The following is a 23,882-nucleotide window of genomic DNA, read 5'->3' as shown; positions in this document are numbered from 1 at the left end:
GCCCCGGCATCCGGCCCCGCCGCGCCCGGCCCCGCCGCCCCCGCCGCGGCCCGCGCGTCATAGGCGCGGCGGCACGCGGCGAACTCCTCCTGCGCGGCGGCCAGGCGCTGCTCGTAGGCCACGTAGTCATCCGACACCGGCTTGCGGCTCGCCACCAGGCTGCCCACCACGATGATGGCCACCGACGACACGACGCCCGGCCAGAACGGCTGCACGCCCAGCGGGCTGCCCAGCACGTACCACACGGTGGACAGAGTGCCGCCCACCAGCAGGCCGACGAAGCCCGCAGCGTTGGAGGTGCGCTTCCAGTAGATGCCGAACAGCAGCAGGACCACCGCGATGGCCTTGATCTGCGAGGCGCTCATGAGCGAGTTGAGCAGCGACACGTTGGTCCCGCTAGCCAGCACGGCCAGCACGAGCGTCACCACGATGACCACACGCGACATGCGCAGCGCCGAGCGGTCGGACACCTCGTGCCCCGCACGCGCGCTCAGCGGAACGTAGAGCTCCTGCACCACCAGCTTGGAGGTGGCAAGCAGAAACCACGGGCCCGTGGAGAAGATGGCCGCGAACACGGCCATGACGGCGATGCCGGCCAGCTCGGGGGAGATGGAGCTCGTCATCGCGAACAGCGCGTTGTCGTTGCGGATGCCCTCGAGCGACACGGCGGCGCACAGCCCGATGACGGCCGGCGCGAACGCGAAGACCGCGCTGGCGACGGCCACGATGACGTGGCTGCGCTCGGCGGTCTTGATGTCCTTGGCGCAGTAGCCGATGTTGATGGAGGTCACCGATATGGAGAACCCGAGCGCGCCGCCCACGAACTGCGCGAGCACCGTCGGCAACCCGACGGAGAAGAGGTCGAGGTGCGAGGGGGGCAGCTTCTCGACGAGCGCCTGGGGGCCGCCCACGTGGTTCAGGCACACGATGGCGGCGAACGTCAGGCCGAACAGCAGGACGAACGCGTGCACCTTGTTCATCTCCGCGATGCCCGTGATCCCCAGAAGGGCCATGGCCAGAAACAGGAAGAGCACCGCCACCGTCGCAACCGACTCAGCGATGCCGAGCATGCTGGCCAGGTACATGCTGGCCGCCGTGATCTGCGCCGAGAACACGATGAAGAGAGGAATGAGCGTGAAGACGAGCACGAGGTAGCGGATCTTCTGGCTGAAGCGGATCCCGAACGCCTCGGGCCCGGTGATGGCGCCCGTGCGGCGAATCTCGAAGAAGAACCGGCAGAAGCACACGCTGAACAGGATGCACCCGAAGCTCGAGCTCCAGATGCCCCAGAGCGCAGCCAGCCCGGTGCTGTAGCCGGTGCCCGCCGTCCCCGTCGTGGTGGACGCGGCGATGAGGTCCGCGAAGAGCATGGTGGTCACCGCGAACAGCGGCATCTTCCCGTTCGCCACGAAGAAGTTCCGCACCGTCTTGTCCTTGCCGGCCCGGCGCTTCATCACCAAGCCGACGATCAGGGTCACGGCCAGGTAGCCGACGACCATAGCGAAGGTAATCATCTCGATGCCTTTCAGGTATCGATCGGGGCCCGCGAGACCTGCCCGCGGACCCCGCCCAAGGACGCGTCGCGCTATCGGGCGACGCGTCCCCACGGAAGAGAGGCCCTGCTACTTGGTGGGCTCGATGTCCTTCCACTCGTACTTGCCGACGAAGGTGGAGGCCACGAACGCCAGGATGGCGATCAGCACCACGACGACCATGCCGATGATGAGCGTGGGCATGTAGGAGCCCAGGTAGTCGTAGCACCAGCCCATGAGGGAGGTCGAGATGCCGCCGATGATGGAGGAGCCGGTGGCGATGTAGCCCCAGATCTTGGAGTAGTCGGCGTTGCCGAAGATCTTGCGGATGGCCATCGGCCAGCCGACGCGGGAGGGCGCGTTGCTGAAGCCGAGGCAGAAGCCGCCCGCCACCAAGACGGCGGAGGTGGTGCCGAAGAAGTACCACATGACGAACGCGAGCAGCCACACCACCTGGAAGGCGATGAAGGTGACGTTGAGGTTGAACTTGTCGATCATCGCGCCCATGCTCAGCTTGGAGAGCAGGTTGCCGAGCGCAGCCGCAGATACCATGGTCGCGCCGATGACGGCGGCGTTGGCCTCCTCGGGCGTGCCCGTCAGCAGTTCCTTGGCGATGCCGGACTGGCTGTTGTTCCAGCCCATGCCCAGGGCGGTGAGCATGACGCCGGCGATGATGATCCAGAACGCCGGGGTCTTGAGGGCGTCGGCCGCCTTCACGCCGAAGTTCTGCTTGGACTCGGTCGCGTCCTTCTCGTTCGGATCGTAGCCGAACGGCTGCAGGCCCTTGTCAGACGGCTTGCGCTTGATGACGAAGAGCGTCCAGGGAAGGATGAGCACGGCCATGAGGATGGCGTTGATGAGGTAGGAGGTCTGCCAGCCGTTCTCCGCGATGATCCAGCGGAACAGCGGAGCCCAGAAGATGGTGGACACGCCGGCGAAGGCGGACGCGATGCCGATCATCTTACCCCGGTACTTCTTGGCGAACCAGTTGCCGCAGAGCACCGGCGTCGCCATGGTGAAGCAGGCCGCGATGCCCACGCCGCCGATGAAGCCGGCCACGTAGAACATGATGAGGTCGGTGGCGAACGAGCACAGCAGCGGGCAGGCGATCATGCACAGCGCGCCGAGCGAGAGCGCCAGGTTGATGTTGATCTTCTCATTGTTGAAGATGTTGCCCCACAGCGGCATCGTGAGCACGATCGAGATAGCCTGGGTGGTCAGCATGAACGTGAAGTCGCCGCGCTTGCAGCCCAGGGCCTCGGTCACCGGCAGAACGTAGACGCTGATGATGGAGTTGATGAGCGCCATCGAGCCCGCGAACATGAAGCAGCAGGCCACGAGAATGAACCACGCGTAGTGAATCCCCTTCTTTTCGGATTCAGCACCCATTTCATCCCCCTTTCGTTTTGAGATGACGATGTTCGCGCGCAGGCGCGCGCCGTGCCGGGCCAGCGGCAGCCGACGCGACGCGCGCCCGTGCCCCTAGTCCTCCTGCAGAGGAACGATCAGCACCTGGCGGCTCTTGCGCTCGAGCTCGGCGGAGAGCTCCTCCACGGTGCCGTACTTCATGCAGCCGGTGTAGCAGCTGTGCACGCAGGCGGGGAGCTTGCCCTTGGCCGTGCGGTCGGCGCACAGGTCGCACATGTCGGTGGGCACCGGCATGTAGGTCAGCTGCCAGCGGTCGCCCTCGATCTGCCACGGGCCGACCTCGAACACCTTGATGCCGTTGGCGGTTCCCTCGGGGAAACCATGCTCCATCTTGCACTCGACCTCGCAGGTGTGGCAGTTGGAGCAGAACTCATAATCAATGAGCAGTGCTTGCTTTGACATTTGCATCCTCCTCGTCGCACTTGTAGATCTTGCAGAGAAGGGCCTTGACGTCGGCGCCGAAGCCGGTCGGGCCCTGCTGGCCAAGCTCGCTCAGGACGTTGGGGTTCACGTCCCAGCAGCCGTACATCGGATCCTCATGCGGATCGGTCTCGGGGAACCACCAGCCCGAGTTGACGTTGGCCATGCCGTACTTGACGATGGGCGTGCACTTGGCGCGGTGCTTGATGCGGCCGATCTTGTCCTCGACCCACAGCCAGTCGCCGTCCTCGAAGCCCTGCTCCTTGGCCCACACGTCGTTGATCTCCACCAGCGGATCGGGCTGGATCTCGCGCAGCTTCTTCACGTCGCGGTGCTCACTGTGGAAGAACTGGATGTTGCGGGAGCCCGTCATGGTGATCACGGGGTACTCCTTGTAGAGCTCCGGCGTGGTGTAGGGGCCGTAGTAGGGCTCGTCATAGTAGGGAAGCACGTTCTCGCCGATGCTCTCCGCGAACGGGGAGTACAGCTCGATGCGGCCGGTGGAGGTGTTGAAGCCGGGCTGCCCGTCGGCGCGCAGCAGGCCCTTCTCGTAGCGGCGGTACTCCTGGCCGGGCCACGCCCAGTTCATGTTGCGGATGTCCTGCCACGACCAGCCGGAGTCCTTCACCAGGAAGTCGTAGATCTCCTCGACGGTGTCCCAGGGGAACATCTCGGGGTTGAAGCGCTTGCCGAGCAGCAGCGTGATCTCGGCGTCGGACTTGGGCTCGCCCTGGATGTCCAGGCCGGCGATGGGCGACATCGCGCAGGCACCGGTGCGCTTGGCGATCATGCCCGTCTTCTCCACGCACATGGCCACGGGCAGCGCCACGTCGGCCAGCGTCTGGATGGTGGGGGTGATGCGCCAGTCGCAGACGCAGATGAACTTCAGCTTCTGCAGAACGGGATAGACGCGGTTCAGGTCGGCGTTGCTCATGCAGCACAGCGGGTTGGTGCCCATCATGATGGCGCCGGTGAAGCCGTAGGGCTCCTCGGTCTCGGCCTGGACGACGGCCAGGTCGGGCTGGTCGAGCACCATGCCCATGCGGATGAAGGGGTACTCGTCGTAGCCGACGACCATCTTCTGCACGTCCTCCGGGAGCTCCTTGAAGCCCCAGCTGAAGTAGTGGAAGTCATAGGGCTCGGGGGTGAAGATCTGTCCGCCCGGCTGGTCGATGTCGCCGCAGATGGCGAGCATGGCGATGATGGAGCGCACCGCGCCGATGCCGTTGCGCTGCATGTCGACGGCCAGACCTAGCTGCACGGCGGTGTGGTTGCCGGCGGCGATCATGCGGGCGGCCTTGCGGATCTTCTCCGGATCGACCCAGGCGCGCTCGCACAGCTCGTCGAAGTCGTACTCGCGGGAACGCTCCACCAGAGCCTCGAAGCCGTAGGTCCAGCGGTCGACGAAGTCGTGGTCGTAGAGGTCCTCCTCGATGACCACCTTGAGCATGGCCATGGCCACGGCGGAGTCAACGGCAGGGCGGGGCTGGATCCACAGGTCGGCACGGGCGGCCATCCAGGTCAGACGCGGGTCGACTACGATCATCTTGGCGCCGCGCTTGACCACCTCCACCACCCACTGGCCGAAGAAGCCGTCGGAGTTGGAGGCCACGCAGTTGTTGCCCCACACCACGATGACCTCCGGGTCCTTGTACTCGGGGTTGTCGTAGCGGTCCTCATGGCACTCGGAGCAGTCGGGCATCATGTAGCCGCCGGTGCTCACGTTGTAGGACATGAGGCGCGGCATCCAGCAGGCCAGGCCCGAGGAGTAGCTCTCGACGTGCGGGGTGCCCATCGAGTAGGCCAGGCGCTGCGACTGCCAGAGGATGTCGCGGCCCGTGCCGCAGAACGTCTGGAGCGTGTGCTTGCCGTACTTCTCGCCCAGCTCGGTCATGGTGTTGTAGACGAGGTCGAGCGCCTCATCCCAGGAGATGCGCTCCCACGCGTCCGGGTCGCCGCGGCGCTCCGGGTCGCGCTTCATGGGGTAGAGCAGACGCTCCTCGCTGTTCACCACGTCGGGAAGCGCGGCGCAGCGCGGGCAGATGTGGCCCTGGTTGTAGGGATGCTCAGGGTCGCCCTCGACCTTCTCGAGCTTGCCGGTCTCCTTGTTCACGTAGCAGATGATGCCGCAGCCGGAATGGCAGCCCGGCGCGGACCATGCCGTCGTGCGGGTGACGACGTAGCCGTCTTCTTCCCACGTGGTTGGCAAGTCTTTGTGCATACCTCTCTCCTTTCCTCTCCTCTTTCCGTTTTCCTGCCAGAACGCGAAGGAGCGGCGGCGTGGGGGATGCCCGGAGGCAGCGCCGGGGCGCTCGCTTCGCGCTGCCGACAACGTACGGCGAACGAGGCGGTTTTCCATCAGGAGAAAGCGACCATTTACTACGCGGAGGATGATAGTTTCGCCTAGGCTCCCCACCTAGACAAAACGGTTAGGATGCGCCCAGAGCCCCTGGTCAAGCGCTACCACCTCGCCCTGACACCGGGGCCGTCCTTCGCTTTCGGCGCCCCGATTGCAAATTCGGTCGGTTTTGCACCCTACGACTGCCCTCCTGAGGCCCGAAACAGGCTCCCGAGGCGCTTTTCGGGCCAATCGGGGCCTCCTGGCGCGGAAAACACCCGGCCGGTGAGTGCAAAACCGACCGAATTTGCAATTCGCGCCGCAACTCCCAAGGTGAGGACCGACGGCCGCGGGGCCGGTTACGGCATTTTGTTCGTTGCGTAAAGAAGCACCGCCTTGCTAAGCGTTTGTGGCAAGATGGAGACTTACTATGTTCAGGCGAGTAGAGGAGTACCCATGGGCTTCTTTTCAAAGGTCGAGGGCAAGATGGAGGACACCGTAGAGGGCGCTGCCGACCGCATGGCGGGCACCCCCCTCTCCCCCGTCCAGATAGCCAAGAAGGCCGAGAAGCAGATGCGCCGCGAGAAGATGGTCGGCGCGGGCAAGCAGTACGCCCCCACCCTCTACACCGTGCTGGTCAATGCCGACGACGACGAGCGCCTCTTCGGCTACTACCCCACCCTCGCGGGCGAGACCGAGACCTACCTGGCCGCCAAGGCCAGCGAGCACGGCCTCATCATGGACGGCCAGCCCCTCGTGCGCTTCATCGTCGACGAGGAGCTGAAGCACGGCAAGTTCGAGGTCATCGCCGAGATGGTGGCCGCGCCGCTCGTGGCCCAGCTGCGCCAGGAGGAGATGGAGCGCTACGGCCTGGCCATCGGCGCAGGCGGCCGCGGCGTGGGCTACCGCCCCTCCGGCGCCGCGCCCGCCCCGGCGCCCGCCCCTGGCCCCTACGGCTTCGACGAGCGCGACGCCTACGCCGGCGATGCCACGTACGGCCAGGCCCAGGGCGAGGACGGCTTCTACGACAACCCGGCCGACGGCTACGGCGAGGCGCCCCAGACCATGGTCTTCGACCCCGCCGGCGGCGCAGCCGGCCAGCCCCAGCAGCAGGCCTACCTCTACGACATCACCAACGATCGGGCCTTCCCGCTCGACGGGCGCGTCATGATCATCGGCCGCGAGTCGCGCAACGACATCGTCATCCCCGACATCAACGTCTCGCGCCAGCACGCCGAGATCCGCCGCGAGGCCACCGGCGCGTGGGTCATCTCTGACCTCGGCTCCACCAATGGCACCTTCGTCAACGGGCGCCAGATAAAATCAACCCCCCTCCAGGACGCTGACCGCCTGACCCTGGGCACCACGAGCGTCGAGTTCCAGCTGATCTAGGCGCCTGGAGAAAGCCGGAAGCACCGCGAAAAGGAAAATCCCGTGATCGACGTCGTTCTGCTCATAGCGCGCCTGCTCTTCGTCGCGCTGCTCTACCTCTTCTTGTTCGCCATCATGCGCACGGGCATCGGCCTGGTGCGCGGCCAGCGCAAGAAGGAGCACACCTGGAACCTCTCCGTCGAGAAGGGGCCCAAGGAGCTGCGCGGCGTGTCCATCGCCGTGCGCGGCCCTGTCATCGTGGGACGCTCGCCAGGGGCTGACATCGTGATAGGCGCCGGGTTCGTGTCCGGCCGCCACGCGCGCTTCCAGCTGATGGGGCAGAACCTCTTCGTCGAGGACCTCGGCTCCACCAACGGCACCTACGTCAACGGGCGCCTCGTCGCCGAGCCCGCGGCCCTGCGCAACAAAGACGTGGTGACCATCGGCGATGTGGCCATCCGCGTGAGGTACCTGTAATGGCGGCCCGCAGCTTCAAGAAGGCGAGCTCCACCTTCGGCAGCCGCACCGACGTCGGCTGCGTGCGCGAGCACAACGAGGACTCGCTCGTCGTGGCGCCGCCGCTGTACGTGGTGTGCGACGGCATGGGCGGCCATGCCGCCGGCGAGGTGGCCTCCGAGATAGCGGTGGACGTCATCGCCGAGCGCGCCCCGCGCCACCCCGACGCCGAGGCCCTGGGCCGCGCCGTGGAGGAAGCCAACCTGGCCATCGTCCGCGCCGCCCGCGAGGGCGTGGGGCGCGAGGGCATGGGAACCACCTGCACCGCAGCCATGCTCGAGAACGAGCGCCTGGTCATCGCCCAGGTGGGAGACTCGCGCGCCTACCTGCTGCACAAGGGCCGCCTCCAGCAGCTCACCCGCGACCACTCCCTCATGACCGACCTCATCGAGGCCGGCAAGATCACCTCGGAGGAGGCGCGCGTCCACCCCCAGCGCTCGGTCATCACCCGCGCCCTGGGCAGCGACCCACGCACCACCCCCGACCTCTTCGAGATCAACGTGGAGACGGGCGACCGCCTGCTCCTGTGCTCCGACGGCCTGTCGGGCATGGTGGAGGACGACGAGATCGAGTCCCTCATGGCCCGCACGCCCGACCCGCAGCGCTGCGCCGCGCTGCTCGTGAACGAGGCCATCGCCCACGGCGGCTACGACAACGTCACCGTGGTGGTGGCCGACGTCACCGGCTTCGCCGAGGCGCGGCGGCGCAAAGTGGCCCGCAAGACCAAGGTGACCGCCGCCCTGCTGGTGCTGCTGCTGGCCGCCATCGTGGCCGGCGCCGTGGGCATCTTCAACTTTCTCACCTCCAACTCGGCCTACTTGACTGACGTCGACGGCAAGGTGGCCGTCTACCGGGGGCTTCAGGGCGACGTGTTCGGCCTGTCCACCTCCAAGCTGGTGGAGGTCACCGACGTGTCCGTGGACGACCTACAGCCGGGCCTGGCCAACCGCCTGCGCACCGACGGCATCAAAGCCGACAGCGTAGAGGGCGCCCAGGAGCTCGTGCAGGACTACCGCCAGGAGATCGAGGAGCGCAACCGCCCCTCCGGCGAGGTCGCGGAACCCGGCACCGGCGCCGCTGACGCCACGACGAACCCTGCGGACGCGAACGGCACCGGCACCCCGGCCGACGCCGACCCGACGGCTGACCAGGCCGCCACGCCGCCCGCCGGCGAGGGGGCGTAGGCCATGACTCGCCGCAACCTCGAGCTGCTGCTCCTCTGCATCGCCGCGCCCATCGTCATCGTGCTGTTCGGCATGATGGTGGTCAACGGCGGCCAAGAGCTCACCTTCAACACCCTGGGCGTGCCCCTCGGCATCTTCGTGGCCTTCGTCATCGCGCACCTGGCCGTGCGGCGGTTCGCGCCCGGAGCCGATCCGGCCATCCTGCCCATCTCCTTCGCGCTGTCGGGCATCGGCATCGCGTTCGTCACCCGCATCGTGCCCGACCTGGCCGTGCGCCAGCTCATGTGGCTCTACGCGGGCATCGCGCTCATGGTGCTCGTGCTGGCGTTCATCCGCAACCTCGACAAGGTGGCCAACTACAAGTACACCCTCATGGCGGTGGGCATCCTGCTGCTGCTCTCGCCGCTGCTGCCGGGCATCGGCTCGGAGTCGGGCGGCGGCCAGCTGTGGCTGAAGGTGGGAAGCTTCAGCTTCCAGCCCGGCGAGCTGGCGAAGATCCTCATCGTGGTGTTCCTGGCCGGCTACCTGGCCGCCAACCGCGAGATGCTCTCGGTGTTCACCTGGGACGTGGGGCCCTTCCGCCTGCCGTCGCTGTCCACCCTGCTGCCGCTCATCGTCATGTGGGCGCTCGCGTTTCTCGTGGTGGTGCTCGAGAAGGACCTCGGCCTGGCGCTCGTGCTGTTCGCCGTGTTCGTGGTCATGCTCTACGTGGCCACGGGCAAGAAGTTCTACCTGGTGGTTTCGCTGGGCATGGCGGCCGTGGCGGCCGTGGCGCTCTACTTCATGATGGGGCATGTCCAGACGCGCGTGAGCATCTGGCTCGACCCCTTCGCCGACGCCCAGAACAAGGGCCTGCAGCTGGTGCAGTCCCTCTACTCCATGGCCGACGGCGACCTGTTCGGCACCGGCATCGGCCGCGGCATGGGCGCGAGCGTGATTCCCGTGGCCGAGAGCGACTTCATCTTCCCCGTCATCGCCGAGGAGGTGGGGCTGCTCGGCGCGGCCGGCGTGCTGCTGCTCTACCTGTGCTTCGCCATCCGCGGCATGGTGACGGCAGCGCGGGCCAAGTCCGACGTGAGCTCCTTCATCGCGGTGGGCCTCACCTCCATCATCGTGCTCCAGGCCTTCATCATCGTGGGCGGCGTCACGCGGGTCATCCCGCTGACGGGCATCACGCTCCCCTTCATCAGCCAGGGCGGCAGCTCGCTCATCGCCAGCTTCGCCATCGTGGGCTGCCTTCTGCGCTGCGGCGACGAGGGCACCGGCGTGGGCGAGGAGGTCAAGCAGGCCACCACCGCGCTCTCCGCCAACAGCGTGCTGGGCCGCGTGGCCCTGGGCAAGCGGCTGACGGGCACCATGATCATCTTCTCGGCGCTGTTCGCCGTGCTGGTAGCCAACCTCACCTACATCATGGTCATCCAGGCAGACTACTACCAGAACCTGCCCGGCAACGGCCACACCATGGCTCGCGAGGCCAAGACCGAGCGCGGCACCATATCCACCTACGACGGCGTGGTACTCGCCCAGAGCGTCCAGAACGAGAACGGCTCCTACGAGCGCGTCTACCCCGCTGGCGAGCTGGCGGCGCACATCGTGGGCTACGCGTCGGAGAAGTACGGGACGAGCGGCATCGAGGCTGCCTGCAACACCGCCCTCAAGGGCCAGGAGAGCTTTGCCACCTGGGCCGATGCGCTCAACTCACTGGCCGGCGTCAACGCGCCCGGCAACGACGTGACGCTCACCGTCAACTCGAAGATCCAGCAGGCGGCGCAGGACGCGCTCGTCGGCGAGGTGGGCGCGTGCGTGGCCATCGACCCGGAGACCGGCGCCGTGCTGGCCCTCGCCTCCTCCCCCACCTACGACGCCGCCGACGTGGAGGCCATCATCGCCGGCGCGGCCGCGGGCGGCTCGGCGGGATCGACCGACTCGTCGGTGCTCTACAACCGCGCCACCCAGGCGCTCTACGCGCCGGGCTCCACGTTCAAGATGGTCACCCTGGCCACCGCGCTCGAAACCGGCGTGGCCACCGAGGACACGATGCTCGACGCCCCCGGCACAATGGACATCGGCAACGCGCCGGTGACCAACGCGAAGGACGTGGACTACGGGCGCGTGACCCTGGCGCGCGCCACCGAGGTATCCGCCAACACGGCATTCGGCCAGATCGGCGTGGAGATAGGCCCCGAGCGCCTGGTATCGAGCGCCGAGAAGTTCGAGTTCAACCAGGACGTGCCGTTCGACCTGCCGCTCAGCAAGTCGCTCATGCCCAAGCCCTCGGAGATGACCGAGTGGGAGACGGCATGGGCCGCCTGCGGCGAGCCCGTCGGCGAGCACGAGAGCCCGGCAGGCCCCCAGGCCACCGTGCTCGAGATGGCGCTGGCCGGCTGCGCCATCGCCAACGAGGGCACCATCATGCAGCCCTACCTGGTGGACGGCATCTACAACGCCAGCGGCAAGCGCAGCTTCACGGCCCAGCCGTCCAAGCTGGCGCAGGCCATCAGCAAGGCCACGGCCGACCGCACGCTCGCGGTGCTGCGCGGCGTGGTGACGGACGGCACTGGCACGGCTGCTCGCATCAGCGGCGTGGACGTGGCTGGCAAGACGGGCACCGCCGAGCGCGGCGACGGCACCTCCAACAGCTGGTTCGTCGGCATGGCGCCGGCAGACAACCCGCGCGTGGTGGTAGCCATCGTCATCGAGAAGGGCGACTCGGGCGAGGGCGCGGCCAAGGCCCAGGGCGTCCTCAAGACGGCCCTCCAGGTGCAGGGCCTGGCCTGATGCAGCATCAAAGGCGGATAGGAGCCATGGCGAAGTTACGACTTTTCCAAAAAAGGGCGGAAGGACGCAGGGCGTTTAGTACAATGAAGTATGCTTGCCTTTCCGCATAAACAGACCAAAGACGCAGCACATGTGTGAGTAAAAGGAGTTTCCAAGGTGACCGGACAGGATTCTATGACGGGACGCACCCTCAGCGGCCGCTATGAGGTGCGTGATCGCATCGGCATCGGAGGCATGGCCGAGGTCTACCAGGCGCAGGACAACGTCCTGGGCCGCGTGGTGGCCGTCAAGGTGATGCTGCCCCAGTACGCGGCCGACGCCGAGTTCACGCGCCGGTTCCGCCAGGAGGCCGCCGCAGCCGCCAACCTCCAGAGCCCCTACATCGTCAACGTCTACGACTGGGGCCAGGACGAGGGCACCTACTTCATCGTCATGGAGTTCGTTCGCGGGTCTGACCTCAAGACCGCCATCAACCAGCGCGGCGCCATCAACCAGCGCAAGGTGGCCGAGATCGGCTCCCAGGTGTGCCAGGCCCTCACCGTGGCCCACAACCAGGACATCATCCACCGCGACATCAAGCCGCAGAACATCATGGTCCAGCCCGACGGCAACGTGAAGGTGATGGATTTCGGCATCGCGCGTGCGAAGAACTCCGTGAAGCAGAAGACCTCCGCGGTGCTGGGCACGGCCCACTACATCTCGCCCGAGCAGGCGCAGGGCAAGGAGCTGACGGCCGCAAGCGACATCTACTCGCTCGGCGTGGTCATGTACGAGGCCACCACCGGAAAGCTCCCCTTCGACGGTCCCGACGCCGTGAGCGTGGCGATGATGCAGGTGCAGGACGAGCCGCTGCCGCCCAGCGCCATCAACCCCAACATCGACCCCGCGCTTGAGGACATCATCCTCTGCGCCATGGCCAAGTCCCCGGCCGACCGCTTCGCCACGGCCAACGACATGCGCCTGGCCCTCAACGACTACCTGGCCGGCCGCCCCGTCAACCTGGGCGGCGCGTCCGACTTCACGAGCGCCAGCACCCGCGTCATCGGCACGGTGCCGCCCGCGGTGCCGCCGATGCCGCCGATGGACGCCACCCAGGCCATGCCTGGCGTGGGCGGCGTGGCGCCCGTGACCAACCCCGGCCTCTCCGGCAAGAGCTACCGCGTGGAGGAGCCGCCCAAGTCCAAGCGCAACGCGGTCATCGCCGTGGCCGTCGTGGCCGCGCTCGCCCTCGTGGGATTCGTCGCGTTCGCCTTGATGGGCGGCGGCGGATCGGATGACAAGCCCGTGCCGAACGTAGTGGGCAAGACCGTGGAGGAGGCCACGACCCTGCTCGAGGCCGACGGCTTCGCGATAGGCACGGTGGACTACGCCCCCGACGACAAGGTGGCCGAGGGCGCCATCATCAAGCAGACCCCGGGCAACGGCGAGAAGAAGCCCGAGGGCACCAAGGTGAACGTCACCGTGTCCTCCGGCGTGGAGCAGGTGACCGTGCCCAACTTCTACGACATGACCGCCTCCGAGGCGCAGAAGTACGCCGACGAGTACGGCCTCAAGCTCTCGGCCGACCCGGCCGCCTACTCCGACGAGGTGGAGAAGGATCACATCGTCAGCCAGAACCCGACCTACGGCACCAAGGTGCCCAAGGGCTCCACCGTCACCTACGTGCTGTCGCTGGGCGAGGAGAACGTCAACGTCCCCGGCGTGGTGGGCAAGTCGAAGTCCGAGGCCACCAATACGCTGTCCAACGCCGGCTTCAAGGTGAAGACCGCTGAGGAGCACAGCTCGTCGGTTGCCTCCGGCAACGTCATCAGCCAGAGCGTCACCGGGCCGGCCAAGCCGGGCACCGAGGTGACCATCACCGTCAGCAAGGGGCCTGAGCCCAAGCCCGACCCGGAGCCGGAGCCAGAGCCCAAGCCCGACACCCCGGGCGGCAACCAGGGAGGCACCACGCCGAGCGACAAGCCCTCTGGCGGCGACAGCGGCGGCACCAGCACCGGTGACGGCAACAACGGCAGCCAGGGCGGAAGCTCGGGCAACCAGGGAGGCGGCTCCAACGGGGGCAGCGCCAACGGCACCACCCCCCAGACCGCAGCAGCGAACTAGCAGGAGGCCCGCGAAGAGCGGGCCTCCTTTTCTTTCAGGCCCCGCACCCCTCTCCACGCGCGCGGCGTCCGGCGATGCCCAGCCACTGCGCGCCACTGCCGGACGCCGCGCACCCGTCCCTTCCGAACAATATGCTTACATTCCTTGTCAAGTCTTTTCCTCAAGGCGAGTTGGCCTATACTAGGCCCAGGTCCTGTTCCCGTCACATTCGCGATGGACCGACGTTTTAGCACGAGGGAGCTCAAGATAGCGGGTGGAATGGAGATTCGCGTCCGTTGACACGAAAGCCAGGAAGCCAGCTGCGAGCACCCACCTTTTAGAGGTGGGTTCATCCTTCTGACGAGGGACAGGGCTTTTTCGAGAAACCCCGCGGCCGCCTGGCCCGGGGTTTCTCGCGTTATGATCGCAGGCTGTCTGCTGGCGGCGTGACAAGCGGCAGGCGCACCACGAACTCGGCACCGTGCCCTGACGCGTCGCGCACCTCCACCGAGCCGCCGTGCTGGAGCGCGGCGTGCTTCACGATGGCCAGCCCCAGCCCCGTGCCGCCCGTCTCCTTCGAGCGGCTCTTCTCCAGGCGGTAGAAGCGCTCGAACACCTTCTCGCGCTTCTCCGGGGGGATGCCCGGCCCCGTGTCGCGCACGCGGATGACGGCCTGGGCGGCCAGGGTGGCCGCAGCGGGCAGGGGCGCCGTCGCATCGTCGTCGCTGCCGGGGGCGATCGGAGCGAACTCCCGCCCCACCGTCACCGTCACGCTGCCGCCCGGCTCGTTGTAGCGGATGCCGTTCTCCACCAGGTTGTAGACCATCTGCTCAAGCAGCGTCTCGCTGCCGCGCGTCCAGCACGCCTCCCCCGCTAGCGTCACCTCCACGCCGACGTGCCTGGCGAGTGCCTGCAGGCGCCCGATGGCGCGCTCAGCCGTTCCGCGCAGCTCGACGGGCACGGCGTCCTCGGCGCCGGCACCCACCTCGTCCAGGCGCGAGAGCGTCAGCACGTCATCGATGAGGGCGCGCATAGCCTGGGACTCGCTGTGGATGACGCCGGCGAAGCGCGCCACGTCCTCGGGCGGCACCAGGCCGTTCTCCATGAGCTCGGCGTAGCCGGCTATCACCTGGAGCGGGGTCTTCATCTCGTGCGAGACGTTGGCCGAGAAATCGCGGCGCAGGCTCTCGGCGCGCGCCAGCTCGCGGTTCTGCGCGCGCAGGGTGCGCTGCTGCGAGTCGATGCGCTCCAGCAGGGGCGCCATCTCGGCATAGTGTTCGTTATGGAGCGGCTCGGCCAGGTCCATGGCGTCGAGCGGGCGCATGATGCGCCGCGTGATGAGGCGCGAGAGCAGCAGCGCCAGCAGGGCCGCCGCCAGCAGGGCCACGGCCACGGGCGCCATCAGGCTGCCGAGGAAGGCGACCATCTGATCTTCGGGAGCGCGCTCGGGTGACAGGTAGTAGAGACCGGCCAGCACCAGGGCGAAGGCGGCGGTCACGCCGACGACGAAGAGGAGCAGGCCGCGGAATATGGTGCCCGAGAGGCTGCGCGTCGAACGGGCGGCGCGGCGGTCGAGCAGGTGGCGGATGCTCATGCGCCCGCGCCTCGGAAGCGATAGCCCACGCCGCGCACGGTGCCGACAGCCTCCTCGGCGCCGGGACAGGCGGCGGCCAGCTTCTGCCGCAAGGTCTTGACGTGGGCGTCCACCGTGCGCGTCTCGCCAGCGAAGGTGACGCCCCACACCTTCTCGAGCAGCTGGGAACGCGAGAGCACGAGCCCCTCGTTCTCCATGAGGGCGCGCAAGAGCTCGAACTCCTTGAGGGTGAGGACGACCGGCTTGCCGCCGGCGCGCACCTCATGACGCGCGGACGACAGCTCGATGGTGCCGGCACGCAGCTCATCGGCAGCCGTCGCGGCAGACGCCGCTCCCCCCACAGGTGGGGCGGCCGCGCGGCGCAGCAGGGCGTTCACGCGGGAGATGAGCTCCATCATGCCGAAGGGCTTGGCCAGGTAGTCGTCGGCGCCAGCATCCAAGCCGCTCACCTTGTCGTATTCCGCGCCCTTGGCCGTGAGCATCATCACAGGCACATGCTCGGTGGCCTCATCGGCGCGCAGGCGGCGCAGAATCTCCAGCCCGTCGATGCCCGGCAGCATGATGTCGAGCAGCACCAGGTCGGGAAGACGCTCATCGCAGGCGGCGAAGAAGCCCTCGGCGTCGGGAAAGCACGCGGCCTCGAAGCCCGCTTGGCGCAGCGCGTAGCTAGTCAGCTCGCGGATGTTGGGGTCGTCTTCGACGTAGTAGATCATGGGCAGCCTCCGGAAAGTCCTGGTGGCGGGTATTTTATCCATTGTAGGCCACCGCCGGCCGCCGCGGGTTTCCGCGTCGTGAGAGTTGGGTAAAGAATCAGCCGAAGCGCCTGGCCGCGCAGTCGGCGGCATCGGCATCAGGAGCCGGAGCGCTTGCCGTCTGATCCTTGGCGGAGGCAGGCGGCTCGGCACCCTCCGCTGCCGTGAGGGCGCCCACCTCCTCGGCGATGGCGTCAGCCGTCCGCTCAAGCGCGTGCGGATGACAGTAGGGGGCGATGGCGCGGATGGCCGCGTCGGTAGCCGCCGACACCTTGCTCGCGTCGGCGAGCGTGAAGCTCAGCGAGCCTTGGAACCCCTGGGCCGTCACCTCCGAGAACGTCACCGACGGGCCCTTCTTCACCTTGTCCACGCGCTTGAGCGCCTTCGCCGCCGCCTCCTCCATGCGATGGGCGACGGTGGTCAGGCGCTGCTCGCTATCGGTCACCACCAGCGGTACCGACACGCACTCGGGTCGGGCCAGGTGAATGAGCGCCGTGGTGTTCATCATGGAGTTGGGGATGACGATGTGGGTGCCCGATGGGTTGTCCACCGTGGTGTAGCGCCAGGTCACGTCCCGCACGACGCCGCTCACGCCGCTGGTGCCCAGCTTGATGTTGTCGCCCGGCTCCACCGTGCGCGACACGCTCACCTGCAGGCCGCCGATGAGGTTGGCGATGGTGTCCTGGAACCCGAGCGACACGGCGATGCCCACCACGCCCAGGCCGGTGACGATGGCGCTCACGTTCACGTTGAAGCAGGTTGACAGCATGAAGCTGATGCCGATGAGCCAGATGCCCACGCGGATGACATTGATGAAGATGGAGCTGGTGGGCAGCAGCGACCCGCGCGTGAGCAGGCGGCGCGTCAGGGCGACGGCCGCGCGCGCAAGCGCCGCGGTGATGCCGAGGATGACGGCGACTCCGAGCGCGGTGGCAAGCCAGTCTGAGTGGACGAACCGATCGAACATGTCGTAGAGCTTTTCCATGGGCCCCATTGTAGGGGCGCGCCCGCAAGCCGAGAGGCCGCAGGCGCGCATCTACACGGATTCGTTAAGGCCGGCAGGCTACCAGTTGGAGGGCTTCTCCAGCGAGAAGGCCGGCGGCCGCCACTCGACCACCTGCCCCGCAGCGCGCGTGGCGGCCAGGTCGATGAGCCGCTGGTTGGACGATCCGCGCCACTTCAGCCCCAGGGACTTGAGCGACTCGACGAAGGGGCCGTCCACCAGCACGTCCACCGTGTCGAGCAGGCTGCGGACGGCGGCAGCGCGCCGGATGGCGGCCTGGTCGGGGGAGGCACCCCCCGGAGCCTTGGAGGCAGCGTCGGCGCTGCCGGCGATACCGGCGGCATCCTCGGCGTCGGCGCTGGGGGCGACAGCGGGGGCGGCCTCGGCGAGGTCAGCCTGGCGCAGCAGGTCCTCGTAGCGGTAGCCCGTGTAGGCCCACAGGCCGTAACCCGCAGCCTTCAAGCGACGTGCCACCTCGGCGCAGGCCTCGGGCTGCTCGAAAGGATCGCCGCCCGAGAGCGTCACGTCGTGGACGAGCCCGTTGGCGCGGATGTCGGCCACCAGCGCGTCGATGGCGGTCAGCGTACCGCCCTCCGCCGGATGGCTCTCGGGGTTGTGGCACCCCGGGCACCCGTGGGAGCAGCCCTGCACGAACACGGCATAGCGCAGTCCCGGCCCGTCGACGATGGAATCCGCCACCGTGCCGTAAAGCCGAATGTGCGTGGGCGCGTCTGGGGCGCCGCTCGCAACCGTCGGGAAACCGGCGCCTGCGGCCTCTTCCCTGGCAGAGCCCGGCCGTGCGCCTTTCGCAGCCGCGCCTTTCGCGTCCTTCGGTATGTCCTCGCTCATCTTCATGCCTTCCATTATAGGAGCGCCCCGCAGACCTGGGGGCCGGCGGGGCGCTTCCTCACGATAGCGTTGACTTGGCCGCTAGCGCTCCTCGACCTCCTCGATGCGGGAGACGTCGTGCTTCACGCGGTCGTGCTCCTCGGCGCGCTTGGCATCGTTGAAGCGGTCGAGCGTGCCTACCAGGTAGCCCGTGATGCGGCGGATGCGCTCGAAGGGCATGTCGTGCTCGGCCTCGGTGCGCCCGCACTTGGGGCACACGTCCTCGATGATGCCGTTGTAGCCGCACACCGGGTCGCGGTCGACCGGGTGGTTGACCGAGCCGTAGCCCATGCCGCAGTCCTTCATGTAGCGGATGACGCTCTCGAAGGCCTCCAGGTTGTCCGTCGGGTCGCCGTCCAGCTCGATGTAGGAGATGTGGCCGCCGTTGGTCAGCGCATGGTAGGGCGCCTCGATGGCAATCTTGTCGAACGCCGAGATGTCGTAGTACACCGGCACGTGGAAGCCGTTGGTGTAGTAGTCGCGGTCGGTCACGCCGGGGATGACGCCGTAGCGCTCGCGATCCACGCGGACGAAGCGGCCGGACAGGCCCTCGGCGGGCGTGGCGATGAGCGTGTAGTTCATGCCGCGCTCGCGGGAGACGCGGTCGCAGTAGCTGCGCATGTGGCCCACGATCTCCAGGCCCAGGCGCTGCGCCTCGGGCGACTGGCCGTGATGCTGGCCGGTCAGCGCCACCAGGCACTCGGCCAGGCCGATGAAGCCGGTGGTCAGGGTGCCGTGCTTGAGCACCTCGCGCTGCTCATCGGTGGGCTTGAGCTTCTCGGAGTCGATCCACACGCCCTGGCCCATCAGGAACGGGGCGTTGTACACGCGCTTGCGGGCCTGAATCTCAAAGCGCTCGTCGAGCTGCGCGGTAACGAGCGCCAGCTTGGAGTCGAGCAGGTCGAAGAACAGGTCGAGGTCGCCCTTGGAGCGGATGGCCAGGCGCGGCAGGTTGATGGAGGTGAAGGACAGGTTGCCGCGGCCGGGCGTGACCTCGCGCCCGGGATCGTAGACGTTGCCCATGACGCGCGTGCGGCAGCCCATGTAGGCAATCTCCGTCTCCGGCGTGCCCTTGTAGTACTGAGCGTTGAACGGCGCGTCCAGGAAGCTGAAGTTGGGGAACAGGCGCTTGGCCGAGCAGTGCATGGCCAGCTTGAACAGGTCGTAGTTCGGATCCTCCGGGTTGTAGTTGACGCCTTCCTTCACGCGGAAGATCTGCACGGGGAAGATGGGCGTCTCGCCGGAGCCCAGGCCCTCCTCGGTAGCCAGCAGCATGTTCTTGATGACCATGCGCCCCTCGGGGGAGGTGTCCATGCCGTAGTTCACCGAGCTGAACGGCGTCTGCGCGCCAGCGCGGGAGTGCATGGTGTTGAGGTTGTGCACCAGGGCCTCCATGGCCTGGAAGGTCTGGCGGTCGGTGTCACGCGTGGCGTTCTTCACGGCGTAGCTCACCACGCGCTCGGCGATGGGCTCTTCGACGCCCGCCCGCACCAGGCCGGCGATGACGGCCGCGCTGAAGGCAGGGTCCATGTCCAGGGAGGCGATGGCGCCCGTCTCCTCCTCCACGCCGGCGAGCAGCTTCTCGGCGAACTCCCGGTCGTCCTGGATGTCGGTGAGCAGGTCGACGGCCTCGGCCGCGTGCTTCTTGAACAGACGGCGGAAGGTCTTGCGCACGCCCACGGCCAGGCCGTAGTCGAAGTCGCAGACGGACTGGCCGCCGTGCTGGTCGTTCTGGTTCGACTGGATGGCGATGCAGGCCAGGGCCGCGTAGCTGGAGATGTCGTTGGGCTCGCGCAGCACGCCGTGGCCGGTGGAGAAGCCGCCCTTGAAGAGCTTGCGCAGCTCGATCTGGCAGCAGGTGGTGGTCAGCGTGTAGAAGTCCATGTCATGGATGTGGATATCACCCTCGCGATGGGCGCGGGCGTACTTGGGGTTGATGACGCACATCTCGTAGAACTGCTTCGCGGACTCGGAACCGTACTTGAGCATGGTGCCCATGGCGGTGTCGGCGTCGATGTTGGCGTTCTCGCGCTTCATGTCGGACTCGGAGGCCTTGGAGAAGGTGATGTCCTTGAGCGTCTTGATGAGGCGGGAGTTGACGTCGCGCACGCGATTGCGCTCGGCGCGGTAGAGGATGTAGGCCTTGGCCGTCTGGACGAAGCCGGACTCGATCAGAGTCTCCTCCACGAGGTCCTGCACGCCCTCCACCGTCGGGACGCCCTCGATGGCGCCCTCGTCGAGCTTGGCGATAACGGTGTCGGCGATTTCCTCGGCCACCGCGCGATCCTGCATGGCCGCGCAAGCCTGAAACGCCTTCTCCACCGCTCCGACGATCTTCTCCCGATGAAATGCGGTGGTGCGCCCGTCGCGCTTGATGATGGTCTCTACCATGGCGTGCCGTCTTCCTTCCTTATTGCCGCGGCTATCCATAAGGTCGCCCCACGCTTTCGCGCAGGGCGCTTGAACACAAAATGCTGTGTCCTGGCGAATGCTTCCGCATTATTCACACGGCCTGTGGTTCATCGTCGCGAAGTGGGGATACCCTTGTTTCGTCAACTAGGTTTCCACCGACAATCCACCGATATACCCACAATATATAGTGCTTGTTGCATTCACCAGCGGGAATATATAGTACATGGCAGGGGGTTCGACTGCAAGCGAACAAGTTGTGTTTTTGAGGGGCCGAAAACTACAGAAATCATTTTCCAACCAGTTGCCAACCCGTAGCCGAGAAGGCTCCCGGCACCCGAGCGGAAGGCCTCGACCTGCCCCCGGCAAGCACCTCCCACGCAACAGGGGACGCCCTCTCTTTCCAACAGCGGCAGGGGAAGAAAACCATGGCTTTCCTTCCCTGGCAGACCCCGTCCTGCGGTGTTGTAGACTTGGCCCCGCTGTGGCAGCCCCTCGCCTCTTCCTGGGGAGGGCTTGAGGGGGCTTATTCCACCGTGCCGTAGACCTGGCCCCAGGCGTGGCCGGTGAGGGCGGAGTTGAGCTGAGTGCAGAGGCGCTCGCGCGTGTAGTCGCCCGGCGGCAGGAGCTTCACGATGCGAATGAGGTCATCGGGCAGATCGGCCGCCTCCGCTGCTAGCACGGCGTCGAGGCGACGGATGGTGGGACCGGGAGGCGTGGCGTCCGGTGCGGGCTCGGCGTCGGCGGGGACGAGCGCCGCCAGCCCGAGAAGGCTCGCCGCACGCTCCGATACCCCGAAGGCCGCCGCGGCATCGACTGCACCTGGCGCGCCTGGCGCGGCGCCGTCCGCGGCACCGGCGACCGCGCCCGCACCGGACGTCGCCGCCGCGCCCGCACCGGACACCACGACGCGGGTAGCGTCTCCCAACTCGTATTCGTCGTCGGGAAACAAGCTGTCCACCAGGTTCTGCAGCGCACCGTAGTATTCGCTCTGGTCGCGATTGGTGCCGTAGTGGTCGCGAGGCATGCTAGCTCCTCCCGGCGCCAGCAGCCGAGGCCTCCTCCGAGGCGTCGGCCGACGAGACGGAGGCGGCGTCGGATGACGCGTCCGAACTAAGTGCGGAGGAGCCGGGGGCGGCGTCGTCGGCGGCCAGGGCCTTCTCCGAGATGCTGGGGGACGCGATGGAGGCAGCGGCGCCGGACGGTGCGGCCGAGTCGAGTGCGGTGGGGCCAGGGGCATCGGCAGACTCGGCGGCGGCCCGCTCCTCAGGGGTAAGGGTCGCAGCAGCGGCATCGGTCTCAGCGGCCAGCGTGCCGAGAGCCGCCGAGACGCGCTCGCGCATCTGGGCGGCCAGCGCGTCGAGGGCCTGGGCCCGCGCCTCCTCCTCGGCGGCGTCGCCCGCGCTCACGGCCGCCACGTCCAGGCCGGCCGTCGTGGCAGCAAGGGCGCCCGTGTAGGCCGGCGTGGCGTCGCCCACGGCCCGCAGGAACTGCACGCCCGCCGCACGCAGGGCATCGGCGGCCGCCACCAGGGCATCAGGGCAGTAGTAGGGATTCTCCGCCGTGGGACCCTGCTGGCGCGCATCGCGACGCCTCACGACGAGCGACGCCACCAGCGGCAGATCGCAGGCCGCGGCAGCCCGGCGCGCCAGGGCGCAAGCCTCCTCCTGGCCAGCAGCGGTCGCGAATCCAGCTGCAGAGGCCTCGAAGTCAGCCATGACGGCGCAGGCCTCCTCCAAGGTATCGCGGCCATTGGCCAGCACGCCTTCGCCATCCACGTCCACTGATGCCAGGACAGGAGCATCCGTCACCTTTCGCAGCCCCGCCAGGGCACACATCAGATCCGCGCAGCTCGCGAAGCCCTCCAGAAGAAAGCCGTCCAGCTCCTTGCCGGCGAACAGGCGCGCCGCGCGGGCGTACTGATCGCGATTCTCGGTCATCGACGCCTTCGACGACTTGTCAAGCGGCAGGCCGCACGGCTCAAGGGACGCCAGCACGTGCTGGGGACGGAAGGGGCGCAGCGTCTCAAGGGCGGCCTCCACCACGTCCGCCCCGCGCCCGTCCATGGAGACGGCGGCCAGGCGCGCCGGCGTGACGCCTCCCGTGGCAGCCACCAGGCACTGAGCGCCGGCGATGGACTCCAGGCGATAGGCCTCCTCAACCACGTCAGGCTCGAAGAGCAGGGTGAACTCCAGATCGCGCGCCGTATCGAGCCCCGCGCGCCGCAGCGCGGCGGAAACAGGCGCAGAAAGCACCAGCATGTCTTTGTGGAAGCGCAGTTGGATGTCAGGCATGAGATTCCCTTCGACCGTTTCGTGCGCTCTATGATAGCGCATGGGACGAGACGGCAGCAGGCGAGGCTCCGCCCACCCGCCCGGGCACCCTACGCGCGTATTTTTGGCAAGAAAAGCCGGGTCTGCAAGGTCCATCGTAGCGCGCTGCGTTTTCCCCTGCGCATTTTCCCAGGTCACAGAAAGCGCCAGCGGCCGCCAGCGCCGGCAACAGCTCATAGAACGCTCGCGGAACGCCGAATCGTGTTGCAGAACCGGCTTTTCTTGCCAAAAATCGGCGTTTTTCCTGCCGGGCTCTCCTCCGTCGCAGCCCAATGGTCAAATCCACGCCAGTGTTTCACGTGAAACATCCGTGCGCCCCGGTCGAACCCACGCGGAGGGGAGCACCGAGCATGCGACCAATGCCCCGCGGGAAGCGGCCAGCCCAAGCAGAGCGCGAAACGAGCGGAAGGCGCCGCCGGCGAGGGAGCGCGCCGCCGGCATGCCGCTGACGCGCCGCCGAGAGCAACTAACCCCAACGAAGCGCGAGGCGAGGAAAAAGGAGTAGCCGGAAGGGATGGGATCCGGCCAATCACTGCGACGGGGTCTATCCGGGCGGGAAAGGGGACGACCAGAAGAAAGGATGGGGGCCTGACCAGCCGCACCGTCGCACCGCCGCGCCGCCGCGCCGCCGCCGCAAGAGGACGATTGGCTGGTACGCATAGGCTGGCCATCGTCGAGCGCGCCCCGCGCCATCGCGCGCTGCCCACGCGAGCGCACCGGCGCGCTCGCGCCCCGCGTACCACGCTCGCCCCACCGTCACGGTCGTCCTCCCGACGAGCATCGGCACGCCCAGTGCGAACACGCGCGAAGCGGGGGGGACAGCGAAGCGCCGGCGACGAACGAGGTGCAGCACGCGAAAGCCGGATCGCGAAGCACCGACGCACGAATGTTTCACGTGAAACATTCGTGCGCCCAACTACGGCAAACGCGCTGAAAAAGGACGCCACAGACGGCGAGCACGCCACGATACGCGCCGAACGGATACAGCAGCCTCATCGCCGCCATGTCCCCGCATCACCGCGCCGCCGCCACGCGCCGCCACATGCCCCGCATCACCGTGCAGCTGCATCGCCACCACATGCCGCCACCACTTCCGCAGCCGCATCCGCAACCATGCCACCCCACGCGCGCCTCAGCCTCGCCGCACTCGTGCGTCTCACACGCTCGTCGTGGCTATCGCGCACGCGCGACACACTGATTCGCATCGCGCCGCGCCACGCAGCCCCATCGCGATCGTACGTCACATCCACAACT

General features: G+C 67.5%; 16 protein-coding genes. 5 read left to right on the top strand and 11 right to left on the bottom strand.

Going from position 1 to position 23,882, the window contains the following annotated elements; all coding sequences use genetic code 11:
* The 4 genes from D1643_RS02730 to D1643_RS02715 all read right to left on the bottom strand — a co-directional run.
* Positions 1-1,514 (bottom strand): sodium:solute symporter (locus tag D1643_RS02730; protein ID WP_160708374.1); only part of this gene is annotated, 1,514 nt, incomplete at its 3' end.
* A 108-nt stretch (positions 1,515-1,622) separates the two neighbouring features.
* Complete coding sequence (locus D1643_RS02725; protein ID WP_160708372.1) at positions 1,623-2,921, bottom strand: MFS transporter; 1,299 nt, start codon at positions 2,919-2,921, stop codon at positions 1,623-1,625.
* A 93-nt stretch (positions 2,922-3,014) separates the two neighbouring features.
* Positions 3,015-3,362, bottom strand: coding sequence for an oxidoreductase (locus D1643_RS02720; RefSeq protein ID WP_160708370.1), 348 nt, complete (start codon positions 3,360-3,362; stop codon positions 3,015-3,017).
* Positions 3,337-5,601: a molybdopterin-dependent oxidoreductase gene (locus D1643_RS02715; protein ID WP_160708368.1), complete on the bottom strand. Its 2,265-nt coding sequence runs from the start codon at positions 5,599-5,601 to the stop codon at positions 3,337-3,339. Before D1643_RS02715 ends, D1643_RS02720 begins: the two co-directional genes overlap by 26 nt.
* A gap of 573 nt (positions 5,602-6,174) precedes the next feature.
* On the opposite strand from D1643_RS02715, the gene D1643_RS02710 reads away from it, so the two are divergent.
* From D1643_RS02710 to pknB, 5 genes are all read left to right on the top strand, one after another.
* Positions 6,175-7,110, top strand: a complete 936-nt coding sequence (locus D1643_RS02710; protein ID WP_160708366.1) for a DUF3662 and FHA domain-containing protein — start codon at positions 6,175-6,177, stop codon at positions 7,108-7,110.
* A 42-nt stretch (positions 7,111-7,152) separates the two neighbouring features.
* Entirely contained in the window at positions 7,153-7,566 is a 414-nt protein-coding gene (locus D1643_RS02705; protein WP_160708364.1) for an FHA domain-containing protein, read from the top strand.
* Positions 7,566-8,789, top strand: coding sequence for a Stp1/IreP family PP2C-type Ser/Thr phosphatase (locus D1643_RS02700; protein ID WP_160708362.1), 1,224 nt, complete (start codon positions 7,566-7,568; stop codon positions 8,787-8,789). The genes D1643_RS02705 and D1643_RS02700 overlap by 1 nt, the downstream gene beginning before the upstream one ends.
* 3 nt (positions 8,790-8,792) lie before the next feature.
* Positions 8,793-11,567, top strand: a complete 2,775-nt coding sequence (locus D1643_RS02695) for an FtsW/RodA/SpoVE family cell cycle protein (RefSeq protein ID WP_160708360.1) — start codon at positions 8,793-8,795, stop codon at positions 11,565-11,567.
* A 156-nt stretch (positions 11,568-11,723) separates the two neighbouring features.
* Complete coding sequence (gene pknB / locus D1643_RS02690) at positions 11,724-13,670, top strand: Stk1 family PASTA domain-containing Ser/Thr kinase (protein ID WP_370520272.1); 1,947 nt, start codon at positions 11,724-11,726, stop codon at positions 13,668-13,670.
* Positions 13,671-14,067: 397 nt separating this feature from the next.
* Here pknB and D1643_RS02685 read toward each other — a convergent pair whose 3' ends face one another.
* The 7 genes from D1643_RS02685 to D1643_RS02655 form a co-directional block, all read right to left on the bottom strand.
* The gene (locus tag D1643_RS02685) at positions 14,068-14,913 is read right to left on the bottom strand and encodes a sensor histidine kinase (RefSeq protein ID WP_370520274.1); all 846 of its coding nucleotides are present in this window, start codon (positions 14,911-14,913) and stop codon (positions 14,068-14,070) included.
* Positions 14,914-15,239: 326 nt separating this feature from the next.
* Positions 15,240-15,956, bottom strand: coding sequence for a response regulator transcription factor (locus D1643_RS02680; RefSeq protein WP_160708356.1), 717 nt, complete (start codon positions 15,954-15,956; stop codon positions 15,240-15,242).
* 97 nt (positions 15,957-16,053) lie between these two features.
* On the bottom strand, positions 16,054-16,980 hold the full coding sequence (locus D1643_RS02675) for a mechanosensitive ion channel family protein (RefSeq protein WP_160708354.1): 927 nt from the start codon (positions 16,978-16,980) through the stop codon (positions 16,054-16,056).
* 78 nt (positions 16,981-17,058) lie between these two features.
* A complete protein-coding gene (locus tag D1643_RS02670) occupies positions 17,059-17,847 on the bottom strand; it encodes a 4Fe-4S cluster-binding domain-containing protein (protein ID WP_160708352.1) in 789 nt (262 codons plus the stop codon).
* Between the two features lie 81 nt (positions 17,848-17,928).
* On the bottom strand, positions 17,929-20,277 hold the full coding sequence (locus D1643_RS02665) for an anaerobic ribonucleoside triphosphate reductase (RefSeq protein WP_160708350.1): 2,349 nt from the start codon (positions 20,275-20,277) through the stop codon (positions 17,929-17,931).
* A 544-nt stretch (positions 20,278-20,821) separates the two neighbouring features.
* A complete protein-coding gene (locus D1643_RS02660; protein WP_160708348.1) occupies positions 20,822-21,322 on the bottom strand; it encodes a hypothetical protein in 501 nt (166 codons plus the stop codon).
* A gap of 1 nt (position 21,323) precedes the next feature.
* Positions 21,324-22,589: a homocysteine S-methyltransferase family protein gene (locus D1643_RS02655; RefSeq protein WP_236643328.1), complete on the bottom strand. Its 1,266-nt coding sequence runs from the start codon at positions 22,587-22,589 to the stop codon at positions 21,324-21,326.
* Positions 22,590-23,882 lie beyond the last annotated feature (1,293 nt).

It is taken from the genome of Enterorhabdus sp. P55 (assembly GCF_009911695.1).
Taxonomy (GTDB): domain Bacteria; phylum Actinomycetota; class Coriobacteriia; order Coriobacteriales; family Eggerthellaceae; genus Enterorhabdus.
This window is presented reverse-complemented; position numbering and strand designations above follow the sequence as displayed.